The sequence below is a fragment of the Enterobacter sp. UNJFSC 003 genome (assembly GCF_036903355.1).
In the GTDB taxonomy this organism is placed as follows: domain Bacteria; phylum Pseudomonadota; class Gammaproteobacteria; order Enterobacterales; family Enterobacteriaceae; genus Enterobacter.
In genome coordinates this window covers 615540-635361 of record NZ_JBAKHK010000002.1, presented here as the reverse complement: position 1 = coordinate 635361, position 19822 = coordinate 615540, and the positions used below count along the sequence as shown (strand labels likewise).

Here is a 19822-nt window from a genome sequence, read left to right as displayed (position 1 = left end):
TATTTCTTCTACACTCTGCTTCAATCATTCCGTAATTTGCACGCAAAGGTAACAGTTGCGCACGTTGGCGCGTATAATGCGCGGCGTTCATGTTAACGGTATGCCTTAATTAAGGAGAAAAAGATGACGGCAGTTGCCCCGGTAATCACCATTGATGGGCCTAGTGGCGCAGGGAAAGGTACGCTGTGCAAGGCGATGGCGGAAGCATTGCAATGGCATCTTTTAGATTCGGGCGCAATCTATCGTGTGCTGGCGCTGGCTGCACTGCATCATCATGTGGATGTTGCCTCTGAAGAGGCGCTGGTCCCGCTGGCTGCGCATCTGGATGTTCGCTTTATCTCAACGAACGGTAATCTTGAAGTGATCCTTGAAGGCGAAGACGTGAGCGGTGAAATTCGGACTCAGGAAGTCGCGAATGCGGCTTCTCAGGTGGCGGCATTCCCGCGCGTGCGCGAAGCTTTGTTACGCCGTCAGCGTGGATTCCGTGAAGCCCCTGGCCTGATCGCCGACGGGCGTGATATGGGAACCGTGGTTTTCCCTGATGCGCCTGTGAAAATTTTCCTTGACGCCTCCTCGGAAGAACGTGCTCAACGCCGCATGCTTCAGTTGCAGGAAAAGGGGTTTAGTGTTAACTTTGATCGCCTTTTATCCGAGATAAAAGAGCGCGATGACCGCGATCGTAATCGCGCCGTTGCCCCACTTGTTCCTGCAGAAGATGCATTAGTTCTGGATTCGACCAGTTTAACTATTGAGCAAGTGATTGAAAAAGCGCTACAATATGCGCGCCAGAAACTGGCACTCGCGTAATCGCGACCGATTTAGCAGTACCCCCGCTGCAATGGATTGACGGCGGGTATGTGAAACAACCCCATCCGGCACGGAGCCAGGTGGACGTTATATTAACCTGAAGATTAAACATGACTGAATCTTTTGCTCAACTATTTGAAGAATCCTTAAAAACAATCGAAACCCGTCCGGGTTCCATCGTTCGTGGTGTTGTTGTTGCTATCGACAAAGACGTAGTACTGGTTGACGCCGGTCTGAAATCTGAGTCCGCCATTCCGGCAGAGCAGTTCAAAAACGCCCAGGGCGAGCTGGAAATCCAGGTTGGTGACGAAGTTGACGTTGCTCTGGATGCAGTGGAAGACGGCTTCGGTGAAACCCTGCTGTCCCGTGAGAAAGCTAAGCGTCACGAAGCTTGGATCACGCTGGAAAAAGCTTACGAAGAAGCTGAAACTGTAGTCGGTGTTATCAACGGCAAAGTTAAAGGCGGCTTCACTGTTGAGCTGAATGGTATTCGTGCGTTCCTGCCAGGTTCACTGGTAGACGTTCGTCCAGTCCGTGACACCCTGCACCTCGAAGGCAAAGAGCTTGAGTTCAAAGTAATCAAGCTGGACCAGAAGCGTAACAACGTTGTTGTATCCCGTCGTGCCGTTATCGAATCCGAAAACAGCGCAGAACGCGATCAGCTGCTGGAAAACCTGCAGGAAGGCATGGAAGTCAAAGGTATCGTTAAGAACCTCACTGACTACGGCGCATTCGTTGACCTGGGCGGCGTTGATGGCCTGCTGCACATCACCGACATGGCGTGGAAACGCGTTAAGCACCCAAGCGAAATCGTGAACGTTGGCGACGAAATCACTGTTAAAGTGCTGAAATTCGACCGCGAACGTACTCGTGTATCCCTCGGCCTGAAACAGCTGGGCGAAGATCCATGGGTAGCTATCGCTAAGCGTTACCCAGAAGGTACTAAACTGACGGGTCGCGTTACTAACCTGACCGACTACGGCTGCTTCGTTGAAATCGAAGAAGGTGTTGAAGGCCTGGTGCACGTTTCCGAAATGGACTGGACCAACAAAAACATCCACCCATCCAAAGTTGTTAATGTGGGTGATGTAGTGGAAGTGATGGTTCTGGATATCGACGAAGAACGTCGTCGTATCTCCCTGGGCCTGAAACAGTGCAAAAACAACCCATGGCAGCAGTTCGCGGAAACCCACAACAAGGGTGACCGTGTTGAAGGTAAAATCAAGTCTATCACTGACTTCGGTATCTTCATCGGCCTGGACGGCGGCATCGATGGCCTGGTTCACCTGTCTGACATCTCCTGGAACGTTGCAGGCGAAGAAGCAGTTCGTGAATACAAAAAAGGCGACGAAATCGCTGCAGTTGTTCTGCAGGTTGACGCAGAACGTGAACGTATCTCTCTGGGCGTTAAGCAGCTCGCAGAAGATCCGTTCAACAACTGGGTTGCACTGAACAAGAAAGGCGCAATCGTAAACGGTAAAGTGACTGCAGTTGACGCTAAAGGCGCAACCGTAGAACTGGCTGACGGCGTTGAAGGTTACCTGCGCGCTTCTGAAGCTTCACGTGACCGCGTTGAAGATGCAACTCTGGTTCTGAGCGTTGGCGACGACGTTGAAGCTAAGTTCACCGGTGTTGACCGTAAGAACCGTGCAATCAGCCTGTCTGTTCGTGCTAAAGACGAAGCTGATGAGAAAGATGCAATCGCAACTGTTAACAAACAGGAAGATGCAAACTTCTCTAACAACGCAATGGCTGAAGCTTTCAAAGCAGCTAAAGGCGAGTAATATCAAGTTCTCAGCATCCTTTGAGCTGTAACGCATTTACAGTGAGAAGGATGTGGGGCAGACTTGACAGATTGCAGGATTCGTCCTGTAATCAATAACAAAGGGCGGCTACGGCCGCCCTTGTTTAATGAGCTGTTCAGCTAATTGGTTTGAAAGGAACCGGAGGAATCATGACCAAGTCAGAATTGATTGAAAGACTTGCCAGTCAGCAGCCGCATGTCCCGGCGAAAGCCGTGGAAGATGCTGTTAAAGAGATGCTGGAGCATATGGCCACCACTCTTGCCCAGGGCGAGCGCATTGAAATCCGCGGTTTCGGTAGTTTTTCTTTGCACTATCGTGCTCCAAGAACCGGGCGTAACCCGAAGACTGGCGACAAAGTCGAGCTGGAAGGTAAGTACGTTCCGCACTTTAAGCCGGGTAAAGAACTGCGCGATCGCGCCAACATTTACGGTAACTGAGTTTAGCCATCAGCGTTAAACTGGGTTTAAAAGAAAGCACCTTAGGGTGCTTTTTTTGTTTTTCTCTCCTTCACGTTTGAAGATGCCCCGCAATCCTGTGTGAGTCTTTTTGCAAACAGATAAATATGTTGCAGCGCCCGCTGTAATACGCGTTTTTCCCGTCTGACGCAGTCCCATCCTCCCCCGCATACTGCCCAAAAACTGGGAGGTGAAATGGGGATACCCATCATTTGTGCATGTGCCATTGTGGCCATCATTCCACTGTATTGGTTACCGGCGTTGCCCAGCGTTTACGCTATCTGGGTTGTCATTGCTACCGGGGTTATGTTGGGCGCTCAGCGACACAGGGGGCTGCGGATCACGGGGATAGGGTTGTTGTTCTTTTCCTGGGCGGTGCTTGCGGCACAGGAGAGCGTCTGGCCAATGCAGCATTTAACCGCTGGGGCACAACAGGTGGAGGTCGAGATCACCGCTACCGATGGTGCCACGATCCATGAGGCGAGCATGACTGCCCGCGACGGTAAACGCTGGTGGGCTTCCACAGGTGTGACGCTGTATGGCAATTATCTGCCAAAGCCGGTGTGCGTGGGACAGCGTTGGGCAATGACGCTCCGCCTCCGGGCTGTGCACGGTGAATTAAACGACGGCGGGTATGATTCACAGCAACGCGCGTTTGCCCGGCACCAGACGCTGACCGGGAGGTTTACTCATGCCGAAGCCATCGATACGCGCTGTAGTTTACGCTCACGCTACCTGACGTCGCTGCAGACTACTCTCGCGCCCTATGTCTGGGGGCCGGTGATCCTGGGGCTGGGAATGGGGGAGCGCCTCAACGTGCCGCGAGAAACAAAAAATCTGATGCGTGAAACAGGTACGCTGCATTTGATGGCGATTTCCGGTTTGCATATCGCCCTGGCGGCATCCCTTCTTTGGCTGCTGATGCGGGGCATCCAATTTTGGTTGCCCGCTCGTTGGATCCACTGGCAGATGCCCTTACTTGCCAGCCTTATCTTCGCGGCTTTCTATTCCTGGCTAACCGGTTTGCAGCCTCCGGCTCTGCGCACAGTTATCTCTCTGGCAGCGTTAGCGGCTCTAAGGATTAGCGGGCGGCAGTGGTCTCCGTGGCAGGTGTGGCTGTGCTGTGTTGCGGCTATCCTGATTTTCGACCCGCTGGCGGCATTATCGCAGAGCCTTACCCTATCGGCGTTTGCCGTGGCGGCGCTCATTTTCTGGTATCAGTGGCTTCCTCTTCCGCAGGGGGGCTGGAGCCGCAAGATACAGCCGCTGATGAATCTGTTGTATCTTCAGGTCGGGATGTTGCTACTGCTGCTTCCCCTTCAGGTGCTGATTTTCCATGGATTTAGCCTCTCTTCTTTGGTGGCTAATCTCTTCGCCGTCCCGCTGGTGACCTTTGTCTCGGTTCCGCTGATTCTACTCGGTATGCTGTTGCATCTGCTCCCGTGCGTCTCTCTGGAAACGGCTATCTGGTTTGCAGCAGATAAGTCTCTTGAGGCACTGTTCTGGATGCTGATGCGTCTGCCTGATGGTTGGCAGAATGTCGATGAACGCTGGCAGTATCTGACGCTACTTCCCTGGTTTGCCATCATCGGCTGTCGTATGCGTGCCTTCAACACGGTTCCGGCAGTGTGTCTGGGTGCCAGCCTTATGCTGACATTCCCCTTATGGCGAATGGTCAAAGATGATAGCTGGACGCTACATATGTTGGATGTGGGACAGGGGCTGGCAATGGTTATAGAGCGGCAGGGGAAAGCGATTTTGTATGATACCGGTCTGGCCTGGCCGGGAGGCGATAGCGCGCAACAGTTAATTATTCCCTGGCTCCGCTGGCATCACCTGCAGCCGGAAGGGGTGATTTTGAGCCATGAACATCTCGATCATGCAGGAGGGCTGAGGTCACTGCAAACAACATGGCCCGATTTGTGGATAAGAAGTCCGTTACGCTGGGCGCAGCATCTCCCCTGTTTTCGCGGGCAGCGATGGACATGGCAGGGACTCACCTTGACCGTCCACTGGCCGCCAGAGGGATATTCTGCAACGGGTAACAACCGCTCGTGCGTAGTGAAAATCGATGATGGCGAGCAGAGTATTTTACTGACGGGTGACATTGAAGCGCGCGCTGAACAGGCTATGCTTAGCCATTACTGGCGTTATCTGTCTTCAACGGTCGTTCAGGTTCCTCATCATGGCAGCAGTACATCTTCATCCACGTCCTTTGTGCAGCGGGGGGAGGGTAACATGGCATTGGCCTCTGCGGCTCGCTATAACGCCTGGCGATTCCCGTCGGTGAAAGTGGTGAGGCGTTATCAAAAAGAGGGCTATATCTGGCATGATACTCCACATTCAGGGCAAATATCGGTGACATTTACGCAGCATGGCTGGCACATCCGGCGCTTGCGAGATCAATATTTACCACGTTGGTATCATCAGTGGTTTGGCGCGCCCGTAGATAACGGGTAGAATATGCGGCTATTTCAACAAATGCTGGTTTTTTGAATGCATAACGACAAAGATCTCTCCACGTGGCAAACCTTCCGCCGACTCTGGCCGATGATTGCACCTTTCAAAACAGGCTTGATCGTGGCGGGCGTAGCGTTAATCCTCAACGCAGCCAGCGATACGTTTATGTTATCGCTTCTCAAACCGTTACTGGATGACGGTTTTGGTAAAACGGATCGCTCAGTGCTGCTATGGATGCCGCTGGTGGTTATCGGGCTGATGATTTTACGCGGTATTTCCAGCTATGTTTCCAGCTACTGCATCTCATGGGTATCGGGAAAGGTGGTCATGTCTATGCGTCGTCGGCTCTTCGGCCATATGATGGGCATGCCGGTCGCGTTCTTTGATAAGCAATCCACCGGTACACTGCTGTCACGTATTACCTATGATTCAGAGCAGGTAGCATCATCGTCATCCAGCGCGCTTATTACCGTTGTGCGTGAAGGTGCCTCGATCATTGGCCTGTTTATCATGATGTTCTACTACAGCTGGCAGCTGTCGCTCATCCTGATCGTCCTGGCGCCTATTGTCTCTATTGCTATTCGTGTCGTGTCTAAGCGTTTTCGCAACATCAGTAAGAATATGCAGAATACGATGGGGCAGGTGACCACCAGCGCTGAACAGATGCTGAAAGGGCACAAAGAAGTGTTGATTTTCGGCGGTCAGGAGGTCGAAACCAAACGCTTTGATAAGGTCAGCAACAAAATGCGTCTGCAGGGAATGAAAATGGTGTCGGCCTCTTCCATCTCCGACCCTATCATCCAGCTGATTGCCTCGCTTGCACTGGCGTTTGTTCTGTATGCCGCAAGCTTCCCGAGCGTAATGGAGACGCTGACTGCGGGGACCATCACCGTTGTCTTCTCATCCATGATAGCGCTGATGCGTCCACTTAAATCTCTGACCAACGTCAACGCCCAGTTCCAGCGCGGGATGGCAGCATGTCAGACGCTATTCAGCATCCTGGACTCTGAACAGGAGAAAGACGAAGGGAAGCGCGAAATTGAACGCGCGAAAGGCGATGTTGAATTCCGTAATGTCACCTTCACTTACCCGGGCCGTGAAGTCCCTGCGCTGCGCAATATCAGCCTGAACATTCCGGCGGGTAAAACCGTTGCTCTGGTCGGACGATCGGGTTCAGGTAAATCAACCATTGCCAGCTTAATCACCCGTTTTTATGACATTGATGAAGGCCAAATCCTGTTAGATGGCCACGACTTGCGGGAATACACCCTGCAATCGCTGCGTAACCAGGTTGCGCTGGTTTCTCAAAATGTCCATCTCTTCAACGATACGGTCGCGAATAACATCGCCTATGCTCGTACTGATGAATACAGCCGTGAGCAGATTGAAGAAGCCGCTCGCATGGCCTATGCGATGGACTTTATTAACAAAATGGATAACGGTCTAGATACCATCATTGGTGAAAATGGGGTGCTGCTCTCAGGCGGCCAGCGTCAGCGTATCGCCATTGCCCGTGCGCTACTGCGTAATAGCCCTATTCTGATCCTCGATGAAGCCACTTCGGCGCTGGATACAGAATCTGAACGTGCTATTCAGTCCGCGCTGGATGAACTGCAAAAGAACCGTACGTCATTGGTCATCGCGCACCGTCTCTCAACGATCGAACAAGCGGATGAAATTGTCGTTGTTGAAGACGGCGTGCTGGTTGAACGCGGCAGCCATGCAGATTTGTTGGCGCATCGCGGCGTATATGCTCAGCTTCATAAGATGCAGTTCGGCGAATGATTGCACGCATCTGGTCCGGTGAATCACTGCTGTGGCTGCTGCTTCTGCCGCTCTCCTGGCTGTATGGCCTGGTGAGCGGTGCCATTCGTTTGCTCTATCATCTGGGGCTAAAACGCGCCTGGCGTGCGCCGGTTCCGGTTGTGGTTGTGGGCAACCTCACGGCAGGGGGTAACGGCAAAACGCCGGTGGTGATCTGGCTGGTGGAGGAACTCCAGAAACGCGGTCTCCGGCCAGGCGTTGTGTCGCGGGGATATGGCGGTAAGGCCGCGAAGTATCCTCTGCTGCTGACGGCTGAAACAACGACAGCAGAAGCGGGTGACGAACCGGTATTAATCTACCAGCGTACAGGCGCGCCGGTTGCGGTGTCACCGGTACGTAGCGATGCCGTTAAAGCGCTTCTCAGCGAGCACCCCGTAGACATTGTTATCACCGATGATGGCCTGCAGCATTATGCCCTGGCGCGTGATAAAGAGATTGTGGTCATCGACGGGGTTCGCCGTTTCGGTAACGGCTGGTGGCTGCCCGCCGGGCCGATGCGTGAGCGTGCTTCACGCCTGAAGTCCGTCGATGCGGTAATTGTTAACGGTGGTCAGGCCATGTCTGGTGAAATTCCAATGCATCTCCATCCGGGAATGGCCATTAACCTGTTGACCGGAGAACGCAAGGCAGTTGACCAATTGCCTGCGCTGGTAGCGATGGCGGGTATTGGGCATCCACCACGTTTCTTTGCGACGCTTGCGCAGTGCGGTGCACGGATTGAAAAACAGGTTCCGCTTGCAGACCATCAGGCACTGATGGCGGGGCAGGTAGAAGCGCTAACCGCGTCCGGACAGACCCTAATCATGACAGAAAAAGACGCGGTGAAATGCCGTGCTTTTGCGAAAGAAAACTGGTGGTATCTGCCGGTTGACGCTGAGCTCAGCGGTGAGCAACCGGAACAATTGCTCAAGGAACTGATTGCGTTAGTGCAGTAATACCTTTCGCGATTCCGGTGGCGCTCTGACTAACAGGAAAACGCATGTCTCTACCGCAACTCTCACTTTCCGCTGCACGTAACCTACACCTTGCTGCGCAGGGATTACTGAAAAAGCCCCGCCGCCGCGCGCAGCCCGCCGATATCCTCTCTACCGTACAACGCATGTCGTTGCTGCAAATCGACACCATTAACATTGTGGCGCGTAGCCCCTATCTGGTGCTATTTAGTCGCCTGGGTAACTATCCGCCGCAGTGGCTCGATAATGCGTTGAGTCGAGGGGAACTGATGGAATACTGGGCGCATGAAGCCTGTTTCTTGCCTCGCAGCGATTTCGCGCTGGTTCGTCACCGCATGCTTTCCCCGGGCAAAATGGGCTGGAAATACCGTCAGGAATGGATGCATGAACACGCGGCAGAAATTGAGCAGCTCATTGCGCATATTCAAGAAAAGGGTCCTGTACGCTCCGCGGATTTTGAACATCCACGCAAGGGAGCGAGCGGCTGGTGGGAGTGGAAACCACACAAACGTCACCTTGAAGGACTGTTTACGTCGGGAAAAGTGATGGTGGTTGAACGGCGTAATTTTCAGCGCGTCTATGACCTGACGCACCGCGTTATGCCTCACTGGGACGATCGGCGCGATCTGCTCACTCAAGAATCAGCTGAAGCCATCATGCTGGAGAATAGCGCCCAGAGTCTGGGTATTTTCCGCCCGCAATGGCTGGCTGATTACTATCGCCTGCGCCAGCCGGTGCTGAAACCCTTGCTGGAAAAATGGCAGCGCGAGCAGCGTGTGATTCCGGTCACTGTGGAAACGCTGGGTGACATGTGGCTGCATACAGATTTACGCCCGCTGTTGCCACAGGCTCAGGAAGGAAAACTTCAGGCCACCCACAGCGTGGTGCTGTCGCCCTTCGACCCGGTAGTTTGGGACCGGAAGCGGGCTGAGCAGCTCTTTAACTTTAGCTACCGGCTGGAATGTTACACCCCTGCACCCAAGCGTCAGTATGGTTACTTTGTTTTGCCATTATTGCATAAAGGGCAACTGGTCGGACGCATGGACGCCAAAATGCACCGTAAAACGGGCACGCTTGAAATCATTGCATTTTATCTTGAGGACGGAGTGAAAATGACGGCTACTCTGGAAAAGGGATTAACATCTGCCATCAACGACTTCGCGCTCTGGCAGGGGGCATTTATTGTGACGCTTGGACGTCTGCCCGATGGGCTATTCATGTCCTGTCGAAGTGGCTGGGAAACAGGCACTCCCTGAAAAGGGAATGTGATAAGCTTTAGCGATTACCTATACGGAGGAACTATGGATCACCGTTTACTTGAAATTATTGCCTGCCCGGTGTGCAACGGCAAACTCTACTACAGCCAGGACAAACAAGAACTGATTTGCAAACTGGACAGCCTGGCCTTCCCGCTGCGTGAGGGTATTCCGGTTCTGCTGGAAAATGAAGCCCGTTCCCTGGTGGCAGAAGAGAGCAAACCATGAGTTTTGTTGTCATTATCCCGGCGCGTTATGCGTCGACGCGTCTGCCGGGAAAACCGCTGGTTGATATCAACGGCAAGCCGATGATTGTGCATGTTCTTGAACGTGCCCGCGAGTCAGGTGCTGACCGCGTGATCGTGGCAACCGATCATCCGGACGTCGCGCGTGCGGTTGAAGCGGCTGGTGGAGAAGTGTGCATGACTCGCGCCGATCATCAGTCAGGCACCGAGCGTCTGGCTGAGGTCGTTGAAAAATGCGGCTTCAGCGATGATACGGTGATCGTTAATGTACAGGGCGACGAGCCGATGATCCCGGCGGTTATTGTTCGCCAGGTAGCAGAAAACCTCGCTCAGCGTCAGGTCGGTATGGCCACGCTTGCGGTGCCTATTCACCATGCTGAAGAGGCATTCAACCCTAACGCGGTGAAGGTGGTCATGGACGCGGAGGGCTACGCGCTCTATTTCTCCCGCGCGACCATCCCGTGGGATCGCGATCGCTTTGCGGCATCAAAAGAGACCATTGGTGATACGTTCCTGCGCCATCTGGGGATCTACGGCTACCGCGCTGGCTTTATTCGTCGATACGTCACCTGGGCACCGAGCCCGCTTGAACATATTGAAATGCTGGAGCAACTCCGCGTCCTTTGGTACGGAGAAAAAATCCACGTTGCCGTTGCGGAGCAAGTGCCTGGTACAGGGGTTGATACCCTGGAAGATCTTGAGCGCGTCCGCGCAGAATTACGCTAATTACCCTGCATCCCTCCGTTGGGGGGATGTTCTCCCTGATGACTCTTTTTCCGCTTTCTCATCCATAATTGATCTCTTCCGGGTGACATCTGCTGTCTGCGCGCTCATTATAAAAGCAGTAGTTTTAATGGGGGTAATCTCATATGGAACAGTTGCGTGCCGAACTAAGTCATCTGCTCGGCGAGACGTTAAGCCGGGTCGAGTGCGTGAACGAAAAGGCAGATACGGCACTCTGGGCGTTGTACGATAGCCAGGGAAATCCCATGCCGCTGATGGCAAGAAGTTTCTCCTCACCGGGCGTTGCCAGGCAGCTTGCATGGAAAATATCGATGCTGGCGCGGGAAGGAACGGTCCGCATGCCGACGGTCTACGGCGTCATGACGCACGAGGAACACCCCGGTCCGGATGTTCTGCTGATTGAGCGGCTGCGCGGAGTATCGGTCGAAGCACCGGCGCGTACGCCAGAACGCTGGGAACAGCTGAAAGATCAGATTGTCGAGGCGCTGCTGGCCTGGCATCGACAGGATAGCCGCGGCCTTGTCGGCGCCGTCGACAGCACGCAGGAAAACCTGTGGCCGCTATGGTATCGCCAGCGGGTCGAGGTGTTGTGGGGAACACTGAACCAGTTCAACAACACCGGGTTGACGATGCAGGACAAGCGCATTCTGTTCCGTACCCGCGAGTGTTTACCGGCGCTATTTGAAGGCTTTAACGACAACTGCGTGCTCATCCACGGTAATTTTACCTTGCGCAGCATGTTAAAAGATTCGCGCAGCGACCAGCTGCTGGCCATGGTCGGGCCGGGGATCATGCTTTGGGCACCGCGCGAATACGAGCTGTTCAGGCTAAGCGATAGCGGAGCCGCGGAAGGCTTGCTGTGGCACTATCTCCAGCGCGCCCCCGTGGCAGAGGCGTTTCTGTGGCGACGCTGGCTTTATCTGCTTTGGGATGAAGTGGCGCAGCTGGTGAACACCGGCCGTTTCAATCGCGCCAACTTCGATCTCGCGACAAAATCACTCTTGCCCTGGCTCGCCTGACGATCCTTTCAGCCACTGCCAGAGACGGCCTAGCGTCTCGTACCCTACGCGATCGCTATGCATTAACCAGACCGGGGAGGGAATCGCCCGTTCCCACGGGTTGAGCGGCGCGTTTATGGCCATCTGGTTTGCTGGCGCAGGCAGGGGATGCAGCCCCTGCTTTTCAAAGAAAATCATCGCTCTTGGCAGGTGAGAGGCAGACGTTACCAGCAAAAACGGCACATCGCCGATAGCCTGCTTCACTGCCGCCGCCTCTTCCTCTGTGTCTTTTGGGCTGTCCAGCGTGATGATCGATGAGCGCGGCACGCCGAGGGATTCCGCGACCCTTGCACCGGCTTCAGCCGTGCTGACCGGGTTAGTTTTTGCGGCGGCCCCGGTGAAGATCATTTTCGATCCCGGATTGGCAAGCCACAGGCGAATACCTTCGTTCAGCCGCGGCAAACTGTTGTTGATCAGGTTTGAACTGGGCGCCCAGTTCGGATCCCAGGTGTACCCGCCGCCCAGCACGACAATGTATTCTACTTTTTGATTTCCCTGCCATGTTGGATACCGATTTTCGACAGGGCGCAATAAGCTATCCGCGACCGGTTGCAGGCTCAGCAGCAGCAAAGCAAGCCAGCCGAGCGTAATGAGCGATTTGCCACTTTTCTGAAAACGACTGAACCACACCAGGGCCAGGCCCGCCGCGATCAGCAGTAGCAGCAGTGGAAGGGGAAGCAGCATGCCTCCAATGTATTTTTTTAGGGTAAAAAGCATCCTTTTTGGTTCCTTTTTTGACCATACAGCAGGCGATTGCCTGTGATATTACACCAGAGAGGTTCATTCTCTGCTCGGGTGTGACAAAATAGCGGTTTTGCTGTTAGCGAGTGGAACTCTCCCAATGCGGGATCGCAATTTTGATGACATCGCGGAAAAATTTTCGCGTAACATTTATGGCACCACAAAAGGCCAGCTACGTCAGACGATCCTCTGGCAGGATCTGGACATGCTGCTTGCCGATTTCGGTGACCGCAAGTTGCGCGTGCTGGATGCCGGTGGCGGTGAAGGCCAGACAGCGATTCTTATGGCGCAACGCGGTCATCACGTCACGCTTTGCGATCTTTCTGCAGAGATGGTTGCGCGCGCCCAACGCGCGGCAAAAGAGAAAGGTGTGAGCGACAACATGCATTTTATACATTGCGCCGCTCAGGACATCCCGCAGCATTTGGAAACTCAGGTTGATCTGATATTGTTTCATGCTGTGCTGGAATGGGTAGCCGAACCGCAAGCCATGTTAAAAACGCTGTGGTCGATGTTGTGTCCGGGCGGTGCGTTATCGCTGATGTTCTACAATGCTAACGGCTTGCTGATGCGTAATGTGCTGGTCGGCAATTTCGGCTACGTGCAGCAGGGTATGTATAAAAAGAAACGGCGCACGCTATCGCCAGATTTCCCGCGAGAACCGCAGCAGGTCTATGGCTGGCTGGAGGAGATTGGCTGGAAGATCACCGGTAAAACAGGCGTGAGGGTGTTTCATGATTATCTGCGTGATAAACAAAAACAGCATGACTGTTTAGACGCCTTAACAGAAATAGAAACGCGGTATTGCCGCCAGGAGCCTTACCTGAGCCTTGGCCGCTATATACACGTCACCGCGCGCAAGCCGCAGATGCAAGGATAATCTATGAGTGAATTTTCCCAGACAGTCCCCGAACTGGTTGCCTGGGCCAGGAAAAACGATTTCTCCATCTCGCTGCCGGTAGACAGACTCTCTTTTCTGCTGGCGGTTGCCACGCTGAACGGCGAACGGCTGGATGGCGAAATGAGCGAGGGTGAACTGGTGGATGCGTTCCGCCATGTCAGTGATGCGTTTGAGCAAACCAGCGAAACCATTAGCGTGCGTGCCAACAACGCAATTAACGATATGGTACGTCAACGTCTGCTGAACCGCTTTACCAGCGAGCAGGCGGAAGGAAACGCCATCTATCGTCTGACGCCACTGGGTATCGGTATTACCGATTACTACATCCGCCAGCGCGAGTTTTCCACGCTGCGTCTTTCTATGCAGCTCTCCATTGTGGCGGGCGAGCTTAAGCGCGCCGCCGATGCCGCGGATGAAAACGGCGACGAATTCCACTGGCATCGTAATGTGTATGCGCCGCTGAAGTACTCGGTGGCAGAGATTTTCGACAGTATCGATCTTACCCAGCGTCTGATGGACGAACAGCAGCAGCAGGTGAAAGACGATATCGCCCAGCTGCTGAACAAAGACTGGCGCGCAGCCATCTCCAGCTGTGAGCTGTTACTGTCAGAAACGTCGGGAACACTGCGAGAGCTGCAGGATACGCTGGAGGCGGCGGGCGATAAACTGCAGGCCAACCTGCTGCGCATTCAGGATGCCACGTTAGCGCACGACGATCTTCATTTTGTGGACCGTCTGGTCTTTGACCTGCAGAGCAAGCTCGATCGTATTATCAGCTGGGGCCAGCAGTCGATCGACCTGTGGATCGGCTATGACCGCCACGTGCATAAATTTATCCGTACCGCGATTGATATGGATAAAAACCGCGTCTTTGCTCAGCGTCTGCGCCAGTCGGTACAGACCTATTTTGATGCGCCATGGGCGCTGACCTACGCCAGTGCCGATCGTCTGCTTGATATGCGCGACGAGGAAATGGCGCTGCGAGATGAAGAGGTTACCGGTGAACTGCCACCGGATCTTGAGTATGAAGAATTTAACGAAATTCGCGAGCAGCTTGCGGCGATGATCGAAGAACAGCTTGCCGTCTACAAAACCAGACAAGCCCCGCTGGATCTTGGGCTCGTGGTACGCGACTATCTGGCGCAATATCCTCGTGCGCGTCATTTCGATATTGCCCGCATTGTTGTAGACCAGGCGGTGCGCCTGGGTGTCGCGCAAGCAGATTTCACCGGACTGCCGCCGAAATGGCAGCCGATTAACGATTACGGAGCCAAGGTACAGGCGCATGTCATTGACAAATATTGAACAAGTGATGCCACTTAAGCTGGCACAGGCGCTGGCGAATCCGTTATTTCCGGCGCTGGACAGCCAGCTGCGTGCCGGTCGTCACATTGGTCTTGACGAGCTGGATAATCACGCCTTTTTGATGGACTTCCAGGAGTACCTGGAAGAGTTTTACGCGCGCTATAACGTTGAACTTATCCGCGCACCGGAAGGGTTTTTCTACCTGCGCCCACGCTCCACGACGCTCATCCCGCGTTCCGTGCTCTCCGAGCTGGATATGATGGTCGGTAAAATTCTCTGCTACCTCTATCTCAGCCCTGAACGTCTGGCGAATGAAGGTATCTTCACCCAGCAGGAGCTTTACGATGAGCTGTTAGCGCTGGCGGATGAAGGCAAGCTGCTCAAGCTGGTGAATAACCGTTCTACGGGGTCGGATCTCGATCGTCAGAAACTCCAGGAAAAAGTTCGCTCTTCCCTGAACCGTCTGCGTCGTCTGGGTATGGTCTGGTTTATGGGCCACGACAGCAGCAAATTCCGCATTACGGAATCGGTCTTCCGCTTTGGTGCAGACGTGCGCGCAGGCGACGATGCGCGTGAAGCACAGCTGCGTATGATTCGCGACGGTGAAGCGATGCCGGTGGAAAACCATTTGCTGCTCAATGACGAGCATGAAGAGAATCAGCCGGATAGCGGGGAGGAAGAATAATGATTGAACGCGGTAAATTTCGCTCACTGACGCTGATTAACTGGAACGGCTTCTTTGCCCGAACCTTCGATCTGGATGAGCTGGTCACGACGCTCTCTGGCGGAAACGGTGCGGGTAAATCCACCACCATGGCGGCCTTTGTTACAGCGCTTATTCCCGATCTGACACTGCTGCACTTCCGTAACACCACCGAAGCGGGGGCGACAAGCGGCTCTCGTGATAAAGGTCTGCACGGCAAGTTAAAAGCCGGCGTCTGTTATTCGGTACTGGACGTTATCAACTCCCGTCACCAGCGTGTGGTGGTGGGCGTGCGCCTGCAGCAGATTGCGGGCCGTGACCGTAAAGTGGATATCAAACCTTTTGCGATCCAGGGCTTGCCAACCTCCATGCAGCCAACGGCATTGCTGACAGAAACGCTGAACGAGCGTCAGGCGCGTGTGCTAACGCTGCAGGAGCTGAAAGACAAGCTCGAAACCATCGAAGGCGTACAGTTCAAGCAGTTCAACTCGATTACCGATTACCACTCCCTGATGTTCGATCTGGGCGTGGTTGCCCGCCGTCTGCGTACCGCGTCCGACCGTAGCAAATACTACCGTCTGATTGAAGCGTCTCTGTACGGTGGTATCTCAAGCGCCATTACCCGCTCTCTGCGCGACTACCTGTTGCCGGAAAACAGCGGCGTGCGTAAGGCTTTCCAGGATATGGAAGCCGCGCTGCGTGAAAACCGCATGACGCTCGAAGCCATTCGCGTTACCCAGTCCGACCGTGACCTGTTTAAACATCTGATTAGCGAAGCCACCAACTATGTGGCGGCAGATTACATGCGTCACGCCAACGAGCGCCGCATTCACCTCGACCAGGCGTTAGAGTATCGTCGAGAGCTCTTTACCTCACGTAAACAGCTGGTGGCTGAGCAGTATAAGCACGTTGAAATGGCGCGCGAGCTGGGCGAACAGAACGGTGCCGAAGGTGACCTGGAAGCCGATTATCAGGCCGCCAGCGATCATCTGAACCTGGTGCAAACCGCGCTGCGTCAGCAGGAGAAAATCGAGCGCTACGAAGCGGATCTCGATGAGCTGCAAATTCGTCTTGAAGAACAAAACGAAGTGGTGGCAGAAGCCGCTGACAAGCAGGAAGAGAACGAAGCTCGTGCCGAAGCCGCCGAGCTGGAAGTGGATGAGCTGAAAAGCCAGCTAGCCGATTACCAGCAGGCGCTGGATGTGCAGCAGACGCGCGCGATTCAGTACAATCAGGCTTTGCAGGCATTACAGCGTGCAAAAGAACTGTGCCATCTCCCTGACTTAACAGCAGAAAGCGCTGAAGAATGGCTGGATACGTTCCAGGCCAAAGAGCAGGAAGCAACGGAGAAATTGCTGTCGCTTGAACAGAAAATGAGCGTGGCGCAAACCGCGCACAGTCAGTTTGAGCAAGCATACCAGCTGGTCGCGGCCATCAACGGCCCGCTTGCGCGTAACGAAGCCTGGGACGTTGCCCGCGAGCTGCTGCGCGACGGCGTGAACCAACGCCATCTGGCCGAACAGGTTCAGCCGCTGCGTATGCGCCTGAACGAGCTGGAACAGCGCCTGCGCGAGCAGCAGGAAGCCGAGCGTCTGCTGACCGAATTCTGCAAGCGCCAGGGCAAAAATTACGATTTCGACGAGCTCGAGGCCCTGCATCAGGAACTCGAAGCCCGTATTGCCGCACTTTCTGACTCCGTATCGAACGCAAGCGAACAGCGTATGACGCTGCGACAGGAAATGGAGCAGCTCCAGTCTCGTTCACAGACGCTGTTGCAGCGTGCGCCGATATGGCTTGCGGCGCAAACCAGTTTAAGCCAGCTCAGCGAACAGTGCGGTGAAGAGTTTACGTCCAGTCAGGACGTCACCGAATACCTGCAGCAGCTGCTGGAGCGCGAGCGTGAAGCGATTGTAGAGCGTGACGAAGTGGGCGCACGTAAGCGTGACGTCGACGAAGAAATTGAGCGCTTAAGCCAGCCGGGTGGTTCGGAAGATGCGCGCCTCAACACCTTGGCGGAGCGTTTCGGCGGCGTACTGCTGTCAGAAATCTATGACGATGTAGGTCTCGATGACGCGCCGTACTTCTCCGCGCTGTATGGCCCATCGCGTAACGCGATTGTGGTGCCGGATCTGTCGCTGATTTCCGAACAGCTTGCTGGCCTGGAAGATTGTCCGGAAGATCTCTACCTGATCGAAGGTGATCCGCAGTCATTCGATGACAGCGTGTTCAGCGTAGATGAGCTGGAAAAAGCGGTTGTGGTGAAAATCGCTGACCGTCAGTGGCGTTATTCACGCTTCCCGGAACTGCCTCTCTTTGGCCGCGCCGCGCGTGAAAATCGTATTGAAACCCTGCATGCCGAGCGTGAAACGCTCTCTGAACGTTTTGCGACGCTGTCGTTTGACGTGCAGAAAACCCAGCGTCTGCACCAGGCCTTTAGCCGCTTTATTGGCAGCCATCTGGCCGTAGCCTTTGACGCTGACCCGGAAGCCGAAATTCGTAAGCTCAACACCCGTCGTGGTGAACTTGAGCGTGCGCTGGCCAATCATGAAAATGACAACCAGCAGAGTCGCCTTCAGTTCGAGCAGGCGAAAGAGGGTGTTGCGGCGCTTAACCGCATTCTGCCGCGCCTGAATCTGCTGGCAGACGACACGCTGGCTGACCGTGTGGATGAGATCCAGGAACGTCTGGATGAAGCTCAGGAAGCCGCACGCTTCGTGCAGCAGCACGGCAATCAGTTAGCGAAGCTGGAGCCGGTTGTTTCGGTTCTGCAGAGCGATCCGGAGCAGTACGAGCAGTTAAAAGAAGATTATGCCTGGTCGCAGCAGGTTCAGCGTGAAGCGCGTCAGCAGGCGTTTGCCCTGACGGAAGTGGTACAGCGTCGGGCCCACTTCGGCTACTCCGATTCGGCTGAAATGCTAAGCGGGAATAGCGACCTTAACGAGAAGCTGCGCCAGCGTCTTGAGCAAGCTGAAGCAGAACGTACCCGCGCCCGTGAAGCGATGCGCAGTCATGCGGCTCAGCTGAGCCAGTACAGCCAGGTAATGGCCTCGCTGAAAAGCTCCTACGACACCAAAAAAGAGCTGCTAAACGATCTACATAAAGAACTGCAGGATATTGGCGTGCGTGCCGACAGCGGTGCCGAAGAGCGCGCGCGAATTCGTCGTGATGAGCTGCATAGCCAGCTTAGCAACAACCGCGCACGTCGCAATCAGTTAGAAAAAGCGCTGACCTTCTGTGAAGCGGAGATGGACAACCTGACCCGTCGCCTGCGTAAGCTGGAGCGTGACTATCACGAGATGCGTGAGCAGGTTGTCACCGCGAAGGCGGGCTGGTGTGCGGTCATGCGCATGGTGAAAGACAACAACGTTGAACGTCGTCTACACCGTCGTGAGCTGGCCTATCTCTCCGGCGACGAGCTGCGCTCCATGTCGGATAAGGCATTGGGTGCGTTGCGTCTGGCGGTGGCCGATAACGAACATCTGCGCGACGTGCTGCGTATGTCAGAGGATCCAAAACGTCCTGAACGTAAAATCCAGTTCTTCGTTGCCGTGTATCAACACCTGCGTGAGCGAATTCGTCAGGACATCATCCGCACCGACGATCCGGTTGAAGCTATAGAACAGATGGAAATCGAGCTGGGTCGTCTGACGGAAGAGCTGACCTCTCGCGAGCAGAAGCTGGCGATTAGCTCTCGCAGCGTGTCGAACATTATCCGCAAAACCATTCAGCGCGAGCAGAACCGTATTCGCCAACTGAACCAGGGGCTGCAGAATGTTTCGTTTGGTCAGGTAAACAGCGTACGACTGAACGTGAACGTGCGTGAAGCCCACTCCACGCTGCTGGATGTGTTGTCTGAACAACATGAACAGCATCAGGATCTGTTCAACAGCAATCGCCTGACCTTCTCGGAAGCGCTGGCGAAGCTGTACCAGCGCCTGAACCCACAGATTGATATGGGGCAGCGTACGCCGCAAACCATCGGTGAAGAGCTGCTGGATTACCGCAACTACCTGGAAATGGAAGTTGAAGTAAACCGTGGGTCCGACGGCTGGCTGCGTGCGGAGTCAGGCGCGCTGTCTACCGGTGAAGCTATCGGTACTGGTATGTCGATTCTGGTGATGGTGGTTCAAAGCTGGGAAGATGAAGCGCGTCGCCTGCGCGGCAAAGACATCTCTCCATGTCGCCTGCTGTTCCTGGATGAAGCGGCGCGTCTTGATGCCCGCTCCATCGCTACGCTGTTTGAGCTGTGCGATCGTCTTGATATGCAGCTCATCATTGCGGCGCCGGAAAACATCAGCCCGGAAAAAGGCACAACCTATAAGCTGGTGCGTAAAGTGTTCCAGAACAGCGAACACGTACACGTCGTCGGGCTGCGTGGCTTTGCCCCGCAGCCACCGGAGTCATTGCCTGGCGCTGAAGCTGACGCCTCCTGAGGCGTCTTGCCATAAAAAGCGGTGCTCATGCACCGCTTTTTTTTCACTTAACTTGTGCTTACGCCTGCGTTATCTTTAAACTTCTTTACATAAGGTAAGGCAGTAGTTTCTATGCCTTCCTATAATGAATAT

General features: G+C 54.5%; 15 protein-coding genes. 14 read left to right on the top strand and 1 reads right to left on the bottom strand.

Annotation, left to right across the window (positions count from 1 at the left end):
• The first annotated feature begins 123 nt into the window (after window positions 1-123).
• The 10 genes from cmk to V5P19_RS09130 all read left to right on the top strand — a co-directional run bounded on the left by cmk (window position 124) and on the right by V5P19_RS09130 (window position 11568).
• Window positions 124-807, top strand: a complete 684-nt coding sequence (gene cmk / locus V5P19_RS09175) for a (d)CMP kinase (RefSeq protein ID WP_334402347.1) — start codon at window positions 124-126, stop codon at window positions 805-807.
• Between the two features lie 110 nt (window positions 808-917).
• A complete protein-coding gene (gene rpsA, locus V5P19_RS09170; RefSeq protein WP_010429251.1) occupies window positions 918-2591 on the top strand; it encodes a 30S ribosomal protein S1 in 1674 nt (557 codons plus the stop codon).
• A 170-nt stretch (window positions 2592-2761) separates the two neighbouring features.
• Window positions 2762-3049: an integration host factor subunit beta gene (ihfB, locus tag V5P19_RS09165; protein ID WP_014069584.1), complete on the top strand. Its 288-nt coding sequence runs from the start codon at window positions 2762-2764 to the stop codon at window positions 3047-3049.
• Between the two features lie 213 nt (window positions 3050-3262).
• Window positions 3263-5527 carry a ComEC family protein gene (locus V5P19_RS09160; RefSeq protein ID WP_334402341.1) on the top strand — a complete coding sequence of 755 codons (2265 nt, stop codon included), beginning with the start codon at window positions 3263-3265 and terminating at the stop codon, window positions 5525-5527.
• A 36-nt stretch (window positions 5528-5563) separates the two neighbouring features.
• Window positions 5564-7312, top strand: a complete 1749-nt coding sequence (gene msbA, locus V5P19_RS09155; protein ID WP_334402338.1) for a lipid A ABC transporter ATP-binding protein/permease MsbA — start codon at window positions 5564-5566, stop codon at window positions 7310-7312.
• The gene (gene lpxK / locus V5P19_RS09150) at window positions 7309-8286 is read left to right on the top strand and encodes a tetraacyldisaccharide 4'-kinase (protein ID WP_334402336.1); all 978 of its coding nucleotides are present in this window, start codon (window positions 7309-7311) and stop codon (window positions 8284-8286) included. Before msbA ends, lpxK begins: the two co-directional genes overlap by 4 nt.
• A 44-nt stretch (window positions 8287-8330) precedes the next feature.
• Window positions 8331-9560 (top strand): winged helix-turn-helix domain-containing protein, encoded by a 1230-nt coding sequence (locus tag V5P19_RS09145; protein ID WP_334402334.1) that lies wholly within the window; start codon window positions 8331-8333, stop codon window positions 9558-9560.
• Window positions 9561-9605: 45 nt separating this feature from the next.
• Window positions 9606-9788, top strand: coding sequence for a protein YcaR (ycaR, locus tag V5P19_RS09140; RefSeq protein WP_334402333.1), 183 nt, complete (start codon window positions 9606-9608; stop codon window positions 9786-9788).
• The gene (kdsB, locus tag V5P19_RS09135) at window positions 9785-10531 is read left to right on the top strand and encodes a 3-deoxy-manno-octulosonate cytidylyltransferase (protein ID WP_334402331.1); all 747 of its coding nucleotides are present in this window, start codon (window positions 9785-9787) and stop codon (window positions 10529-10531) included. The genes ycaR and kdsB overlap by 4 nt, the downstream gene beginning before the upstream one ends.
• 143 nt (window positions 10532-10674) lie before the next feature.
• A complete protein-coding gene (locus tag V5P19_RS09130) occupies window positions 10675-11568 on the top strand; it encodes a YcbJ family phosphotransferase (RefSeq protein ID WP_334402329.1) in 894 nt (297 codons plus the stop codon).
• On the opposite strand, the gene elyC is transcribed toward V5P19_RS09130, so the two are convergent.
• Complete coding sequence (gene elyC, locus V5P19_RS09125; RefSeq protein WP_334402327.1) at window positions 11545-12324, bottom strand: envelope biogenesis factor ElyC; 780 nt, start codon at window positions 12322-12324, stop codon at window positions 11545-11547. The genes V5P19_RS09130 and elyC overlap by 24 nt on opposite strands.
• A gap of 124 nt (window positions 12325-12448) precedes the next feature.
• On the opposite strand from elyC, the gene cmoM reads away from it, so the two are divergent.
• From cmoM to mukB, 4 genes are read left to right on the top strand one after another with little or no spacing between them, the layout of a single operon-like run.
• Complete coding sequence (gene cmoM, locus V5P19_RS09120) at window positions 12449-13228, top strand: tRNA uridine 5-oxyacetic acid(34) methyltransferase CmoM (RefSeq protein WP_334402325.1); 780 nt, start codon at window positions 12449-12451, stop codon at window positions 13226-13228.
• A 3-nt stretch (window positions 13229-13231) separates the two neighbouring features.
• The gene (gene mukF / locus V5P19_RS09115; protein ID WP_334402323.1) at window positions 13232-14554 is read left to right on the top strand and encodes a chromosome partition protein MukF; all 1323 of its coding nucleotides are present in this window, start codon (window positions 13232-13234) and stop codon (window positions 14552-14554) included.
• Window positions 14535-15239 (top strand): chromosome partition protein MukE, encoded by a 705-nt coding sequence (gene mukE, locus V5P19_RS09110; RefSeq protein ID WP_334402321.1) that lies wholly within the window; start codon window positions 14535-14537, stop codon window positions 15237-15239. The genes mukF and mukE overlap by 20 nt, the downstream gene beginning before the upstream one ends.
• Complete coding sequence (gene mukB / locus V5P19_RS09105; RefSeq protein WP_334402319.1) at window positions 15239-19690, top strand: chromosome partition protein MukB; 4452 nt, start codon at window positions 15239-15241, stop codon at window positions 19688-19690. Before mukE ends, mukB begins: the two co-directional genes overlap by 1 nt.
• The last annotated feature ends 132 nt before the right edge of the window (window positions 19691-19822 follow it).